This window comes from Waterburya sp. (assembly GCF_058530065.1).
Window position 1 is genome coordinate 1 of record NZ_JBZNBU010000273.1, and the last position, 7,652, is coordinate 7,652.

The 7,652-nt window shown below is 33.7% G+C and carries 5 protein-coding genes and 1 pseudogene; 2 read left to right on the top strand and 4 right to left on the bottom strand.

The window, feature by feature from the left end; all coding sequences use genetic code 11:
- The 3 genes from AC33VI_RS16435 to AC33VI_RS16445 all read right to left on the bottom strand — a co-directional run.
- Positions 1–1,467: right-handed parallel beta-helix repeat-containing protein (locus AC33VI_RS16435; protein WP_491783343.1), on the bottom strand; the 1,467-nt coding region annotated here is incomplete at its 3' end.
- Positions 1,468–1,544: 77 nt separating this feature from the next.
- On the bottom strand, positions 1,545–2,672 hold the full coding sequence (locus AC33VI_RS16440; protein ID WP_491783347.1) for a glycosyltransferase family 4 protein: 1,128 nt from the start codon (positions 2,670–2,672) through the stop codon (positions 1,545–1,547).
- 661 nt (positions 2,673–3,333) lie between these two features.
- Complete coding sequence (locus AC33VI_RS16445) at positions 3,334–5,397, bottom strand: ABC transporter ATP-binding protein (protein ID WP_491783344.1); 2,064 nt, start codon at positions 5,395–5,397, stop codon at positions 3,334–3,336.
- Between the two features lie 283 nt (positions 5,398–5,680).
- Between AC33VI_RS16445 and AC33VI_RS16450 the strand changes: the two genes are divergently transcribed.
- Positions 5,681–6,010, top strand: a complete 330-nt coding sequence (locus AC33VI_RS16450; protein WP_491783345.1) for a GNAT family N-acetyltransferase — start codon at positions 5,681–5,683, stop codon at positions 6,008–6,010.
- A 20-nt stretch (positions 6,011–6,030) separates the two neighbouring features.
- Here the strand turns inward: AC33VI_RS16450 and rimM are convergent, their stop codons facing one another.
- The gene (gene rimM / locus AC33VI_RS16455) at positions 6,031–6,684 is read right to left on the bottom strand and encodes a ribosome maturation factor RimM (protein WP_491783346.1); all 654 of its coding nucleotides are present in this window, start codon (positions 6,682–6,684) and stop codon (positions 6,031–6,033) included.
- 126 nt (positions 6,685–6,810) lie between these two features.
- Between rimM and AC33VI_RS16460 the strand changes: the two are divergent.
- Positions 6,811–7,041: pseudogene (locus AC33VI_RS16460) on the top strand (LL-diaminopimelate aminotransferase); the annotation flags it as partial.
- Positions 7,042–7,652: the final 611 nt, after the last annotated feature.

Sequence of the window (7,652 nt, forward strand, 5' to 3'; positions counted from 1 at the left end):
ATCAATGAAAAAATTAGCATTTTCATTATTAGCCAAAAGGGAATTATTAATAGTAAACGGTCCTGGTGAAATTTCAAATTGTAATCCATAGCTATTTCCCACTGCTACGAGTTTATCTACCAGAATATTTCTATTACTTAGATCGAACCATAAACCCCTTGTTTTATTACCTATAGCCTGATGATTGCGAAATATACCATCGCGTATATAGTGAACTTTTGTACCAGCGATCGCCCAATCATTAAAATCACCTCGATATCCCCGCCAATTGTTGAAATTAGTCTCATTATTATTCCAAACTGTATTCATTAATATGGTTGCTGTAATTCCAGCAAAACCATTATAATTAGCCTTATTATTTTTCAAACTAACATTTTGAGAATTTAAAATGTTTAAACCTCTGGCATTATTCCAACGAAAATTGCAATTTCTAATTTCTATATTCTGATTGCGAAACTCATTTTCCCCGTACCAAGGTCCAAATAAAACTGCTGCTCCTGAAACTTCTAACTCGCTAGCACTATGTTGAAAGGTTAGATTATTTAGAACAACATTATTTAAGTTCAAAAAGCGAAAAATAAACTGTTTGGTCGCTACCTCAATTTTAGCTGTTGACAGATTATAATTGTTTTCTGGTCTGAGATAGATTTTATTGCCATTGCGATCTAATTCAGCTACACCAAAAGAATTAGGTTCGAGGGTATTTTCTGGTTGACTTAAACCAGAGTATTTATGGCTACCTTTGCCTCTAAAGCTATTAGGCCAAGTATAATCATAGTTTTCTAACAATACTTGCTTGACCAGTCGATCGTTAAGGAAAATCATTTCTCGACGATGAGCAATTACCTTTTTTGGCCCGTGTTTTCCCCAAGCTCCACCATTATTACCAAAGTCATAATTCCAATCATGTTGATAATAAAGAACGCCTCCTTTATTTACCTTTTGCCAGGTATTGGGATGCCAAATTTCAGAACCACTAATAATAACTTTTCCCGTACCTTCCACGATCAAAACAGCATTCTGGGCTTTAGTACCAAGTTTGCTGCCATCAATCGTAAATTCTCCTTCTCGGTATGTACCAGCATAGATTTTAATCTTAATCCCTTCTCCTTTTTGTAAATGATTCTGAGCCATTTTGACAGCAGCACCAATTGTTTTTAAAGGAGTTTGTTTGTATCCTTGATTGCTATCTAGTGCATTTTGATGGTTTTGGTTTACATGAATGGTGCGTTTTATTTTGCTTTTGTCTATATTAGCTCCAACTATTTGCTGGGAATTAAAAGCTAGTTCCTGTTCTAAATCTTCGGGAAGAGCTTCAAAATTATTATCAACCGAACTATTTGAAGTGTGTTCTCGACTGACAGCTCTATCATATAAGCTATTACAGGAGGAGATTCCCACTCCTGAAACAAAACCTAAGCCAAGCTCGATCGCTTTTCTGCGATTTAATAATCTCTTTTTTGACATCAAATTAATCAAGTTTTATTTAACTTTAATAAAATAAAACTTGATTAATGTCAAGTAATAAAAGTTAATTTGAAGTTTTAAATAATCGACTTAATCGACTTGTAAGTTTCTAGCAATTTAGGTTCTTGATGTCGCCATTCTAAAATTTCTTTCATTCTCTGTTTTCCTTTTAAACCCATGGTTTTTCTCATCTCTGGAGAATCTAGAAGTTCCAAGATCTTAAGAGCGAATTCTTGCTCATCATTAGGACGAACGTATAAAGATGCTTCTGCTGCTGAATATCTGCCTTCTCGCAGGTCAAATTGCACTATTGGTTTGCCCAATGCCATATATTCTAAAATTTTGTTCATAGTGCAGTTTTGATTGTATTCAGATGAGGGAGAAGGTTCGACACAAATATCACAGCTAGATAATCTTTCTAATAATTCTTGACCTCGCTTAAATCCAGTAAATTCCACAAATTCTGTAATTCCCAGTTCTTGAGATAAGTTTTTCAAATCCTCTATGGCAGGACCACTACCAATTAACATGAAGTGAATATCCAAACGTTTTTTTTGTTTGACGATGTATTCAATCATTCTTAAAAGATAATCGACACCTTCTGGTTCTCCCATAACACCCATATAGCCAACTAAATATTTTTTTCCTTGGTAATATTGAGAGTTTTTTGGTACGGGATAAAAGCGAGACAAATCTGGCGCACTGCGAACTAAGAATACTTCATCTTTCTTTTTACCTCCTCTTGTTAAGGCTATATCTAGATGAGATTGATTAGTCGAAATAACTCGGTCGGCTGTTAAATAGGTTAAACGTTCTGCAATTCGTAAGCCATGATAAAAGATATCTTTACGTTTATATTTTGCCACGTACATTTCGGGACTGAGGTCGTGATGATCGAAGATTACTTTGACACCCGAAAAAACCTTAAACCAAATAGTAATTAAAAATAATAAATCTGGAGGATTGCAAATATGAATAATATCAAAACCTCTTTCTTTCCATACCTTTATCGCTAATTTGAATTGCCAATATACTGCCCAAGCATATTCTCTTAAATATCCAATAACAGAACTTTCTTCTGGAGGCAAAGGATGACGATAAATATGAATATTTTCTATTATTTCAAAATCTGAATCGAATCCATTTCCTTTGGGACAAATACCTGTCACTTCATATCCAGCTTTTTGTAAACTTGTTGCTTCCATCCAAACCCGACGATCGAAAGGTAGTGATAGATTTTCAACAACAATTAATACTCTATTCCTAGTTTTCTCTTGGGTTATAGTTGTCTGTTGAATTAACGTCATGATATTTTTTTTACAAATAGCTATTTTTAGCTACATAAGAGATAGATACGAATTTTTAAGTACTTTAGGTTATTGAGGTAATAATACAGTAAATTCTCGTACCTGTTTAAAGAAAAAAATATTTAATTACTATTCAACAGAAGAATTTGTTCGTCGAACTAAAGCTTGCTAGCTAAATAACTGTACTGCCTGCAAGCCAAGTGTTTTAAGTTCTAGGGTAATCCTATCAAAAAGAATAGAGAAAAGAAGAGAGAAAAAGTGCGAGGATGTAAATTTTCCAGCATATGACACGGGAATCTCTTAAAAAATCGATAAAAAAGTACTTTGCTAGCATTTCAGACAAAAGAGTAGTAAGCAGAAATACTCTCAAATTAGTAGATATAATCACAATCAACGTGGTGTAAATATAGAAGATGAAGTTTTAACTCTCTACTAACCCAAAGCAAGATAACTTTATTTTTGATTGACCAACAATTTCTTATAGTCAGCAGAAGGAATCAAAATAATAGCTCAGAAAAATATGAAAGCAATCAATAATATATTGTGTCTGTACGCTACTTTAATTATCTTTCTTCAATCCTTGAGAAATTTTACGCTCGTATTCTCTCAAACTAGCTAACATATTTTTAGCTGACTGATAGGATTCGTCAAGAATTCTAGACTCCTCTAGATCGTCTTCAATCAAACCGTCATTAATTAATCTTAAATAGTTGAGTAAAGAATTAAGATTGTTCCGAATTTTATAAGAAAGATTATTATTGTTTTGACGAGCTAATTTTTTAGAGATCTTTTTAGCTAAATGTTGTTGCTGAGATTGTTGGCTAGTTTTAAGTTGTGCCGAACACATACGCTGATATAAATTACTAGTTCTGAGTAATTCTTGATGAGTGCCAGATTCGACTATTTTGCCTTTATTTAAAATAATAATTTTGTCTGGCTGTTGTCTGTTGGGCAAGCGATCGCCGATAATAATTGTGGTGCGATCGCGACAGAGTTTTTCTAAAGCAGATTCGACGATAGGATATTCGCTTCGATCTAGATCTTGGAAAGGGCGATCGACAATAATTATTTGTGGTTGTAATAGTAAAGCTCTAGTAATAATTAATAATTGTTTTTGAGCTTCAGAAAGAACTGTTTTACTTCTGCCCACAATGGTATCGAATCCTTGGGGAAGACGAATAATAAAATCATAGGCTTTGGTTATTTTAGTTACCTCTATCGCTCGTTCTTCGGTAATATTTTCTAAACCGTAAGTTAAATTATAAAAAATTGAATTATTAAAGATAAATGGTTCTGGAGCGATCGCCACAATCGATTTTCTCAAACTACTAAGATCGTATTGTTTAATATCTTGGCAATCGAGCATAATTTTACCTTCAATTGGTTCATAAATTCTTGATAGTAAATTAACTAAAGTTTTTTTCCCTGCACCAGAAGAACCGATTAAAGCTGTAGTTTTTTGGGCAGGGATAACTAAATCGATCTTATCTAAAATTATACGAGCGTGATTGGGGTAAGCAAAGGTAACATTATGAAATTCGATCTTGTTTTGTAAGTTTTTTAAAGTTAAACTACCAGATTCAATCTTTGCTCGATTTGTTTCCTGAAGAAATTTAACAAACACTTCTAAACCCGATTGATTAGCCATAAATCTAGTGCGGGCATTTTTGAGGCGCGTAATTGGTAAAAATATTTTTAACAAACAAGCAAAATAGATAATGGCGACAGGAATAAAAGCTCCAACTTCTTTGCCATATAAGTAGTAGCTACCGATGGTTAAAACTAAAGCGATCGCGATTGGCGCAATATTATTAATTAAATAAATAACAATAGAGTTTTTCTGACTTTCTAATTCTGCTTGATGTTTGAGATTGATTGATTTGGTAAGTTTTTGATATTCTATTTTTTCCGTAGCTAAGTTTTTAATTTGACGGATTCCTAATAAAAAGTCAATCAACTGACGATTGTATATTTGAGTTTTTTGATTTGAATTTAATTCTCGTTGTTTGGTAGCTTTACGATAAATAAAATCGACAGTAATAATCAATCCAGTAAAAGATAATGTAATTAGACTTAGGGGTAAAGAAATAACAATTAAAATTGCCACCAAGATTAAACTAGTTATACTCAAAATTACTATTTGTTGAATGCTAGCAATGGCTAAAGCTGCTTTGTCTATTTCTCGATTGATTTTAAATAAAATATCTCCAGTTTTATTTTGAGTATAGTAACTAAAATCTATTTCACTAAGTTGTAATAATCCCTTACACTTCATTTCATAAATCAAATATTTACTATATTTGAGATTGAAAATCGAATTAAAATAAATAGCTACTTTTTCTAAAATAAAGATTAAAGCGATCAAAGATAGTAAAACAATTAAAGGATAATTTTGATTGAGATGATATCCCCAAATAAATACCGATCTTAAAAATGGTGTAAAACTAGAGAGTGTGAGAAGATTGCGATCGACTATAGCTGTCAAGATGATAGAAATTAAGGAAACAATCCCCAAAATGCTTAAGAACATACCAACCAAACTTATAGTCAAAGAAGTAATAAAATAAAGTAGTTTTTGTTTGACCAAATTAAAGATAAAGTTGTTGGTGGAATTATTAAACATATATTTTTAGCTTAATTAAAAATTTAATCCCCGACATTGGGACTACTTCATGTTCGGTTACGATAGAAGAAACACCTAATATCATGGACTAGATTGACTCCAAACGTCGAGAGTATAATCCTCAAACATAAATTATTTAAGCTAAAAATATTGAATATACTTACGTAATTAAGCTGATAAATAATGTAATGTATTGACTTTCGCGATCGCGATCGCACTATTAGTAATAGTCAGAAAGTTATGGTGAAGCAAATTATTTTTTGACTTTTAACTATCATTTTTAATGACATCACAAATTAATAAAAATGTTAATGTTATTATTCGTCTTGCTCAACCCACCGATCGAAATGCGATCGTCAAAATTCAATATAATGCGATTAAAGTTTTAGCAGCAAAAGATTATACTCCTCAGCAACTTAAAGCTCTATTAAAAAGTAAAAGTACTCCTAGAAAATCTCCAGAAACTATTTTTATTGCTGAAATAAATCGAGAACCTGTAGGTTTTGCTTCATTATTATATCCACCAAATACTATCGGTGCGGTGTTTGTCGATCGTCGCTTTAATTGTAATAGTCGGTTTTTCTGCTTTGATAGCTTTCTTGGCTGCAATTAATTGAAAATATAGATTATTTTCTAATCTTTTACTTCATATTTAGAATTGTGAATATCGATCAAACCATCAGGAGGAGTAATTTCAATCCTTTGTTGAATGACATTAACAATTGGAACTATTTCCTTAACAAAAGGCACAAAAATAGTTAAGGGTTTTTGAGATTTTGGTCTGTATTTTTTACGCTTGCTACGCCGACTAATTTGCGAAAGGTCGGTTTTTTCTTGAACTTTAAGTTCTGGCTGTTCGTGTAACTTTATTTCCAGTAAATCGTTTCCTGCGGTATACAGATCGACGACTATACCAATGTTTTTTTGAGTTTCTTGGTGATATACTTCCATCCCAATCAAATCCGAAACGTGATATTCATCCCGTTTTAATTTCGGACGGTCTTTTTTATCTACCAATAATTGATAATTACGCAATTCTTCTGCCGCTTCGCGAGTTTCAACGCCCTCTAATCTAATTACATATAAGTTTTTTCCCGCCAAATATCTACCACCTTGCAGTTGTACTTCGCGGATTTCCAAAGTGTTAGGATGTCTCAACCACCGCTTACCAGCTTGAGTGAATCTTTCGGGAAAGTCCGAATTGGGGTAAACTCGCAATTCTCCCTTCAATCCTTGAGGTGAGGTGATTTTTCCCACTTCCAGCCATTCTATTGCTTCGCTATTCATTAAATCGGCAAGATTTTCGATCGGTGCAAGAGATACATTATAAGCTAAGTCCTGCTAGTAAATGTTGAATAAAAGGCTCAGATTCATTAATAATTGATAGATGGCGTTTCTAGCAGAAAAAAATTAATGGCAACAATTAATGACAATTATCTAAAACTCAAAGCAGGATATCTCTTCCCTGAAATCGCTAGAAGAGTTAGTGCTTATGCAGCGAATAATCCCGATGCAGCAATTATTAAACTAGGTATCGGAGACGTAACAGAACCACTCCCCGCAGCTTGTCGCGATGCAATTATTACTGCCACCCAAGAAATGGGCGATCGTGCTACTTTTAAAGGATATGGCCCCGAACAAGGCGTGCGACTCGTTTAGTGTGAAGGTACTATTTTTAGTATATAAGCACTAGCATGGTGTGACTAAATGTTAAGTAATTAACAATTCTTAACAGGTCAAATAGAACGTTTTTCTTACGTTTTGTGAACCATGACAACTAGGTATTTCGTATAGGTGAGATGATCCAATATTGGTTGCTGAATACTAATAAAAGCATAATCATCAAGTCCTATCTCTCAGGTGTTGGAGATGAAAGCATAACCCCTGCGGTAGCGAATGGTCATCAATCCGCAAAGCGGGGTTAAATGGGGCTATGACTGGTAGTCTGAACTGGTTATCCTCTAGCAAGAATTCTATGGATAGAGCGTTCGCTCGAAGTACCGTAACCGCCGTCACGGGGACACGGCTAAATCAGGTCTGATAAGCCGTAGCCAAAAAGGCAACATCGCAAATAGTTAGTTATATCTACCTTGGGTATAACTCAATACCAACTGCGATCGGTGGAAAGGTTAAAAGTCATAAGCATCGTTAAGCAGAAACAGCCAAATCAGGACTGATAAGCTGTAGCTAAAAAAGCAAACTTGCACAAAATTATAAAATTATTATGAGTTGGCATAGCTCATAATCAATACCAA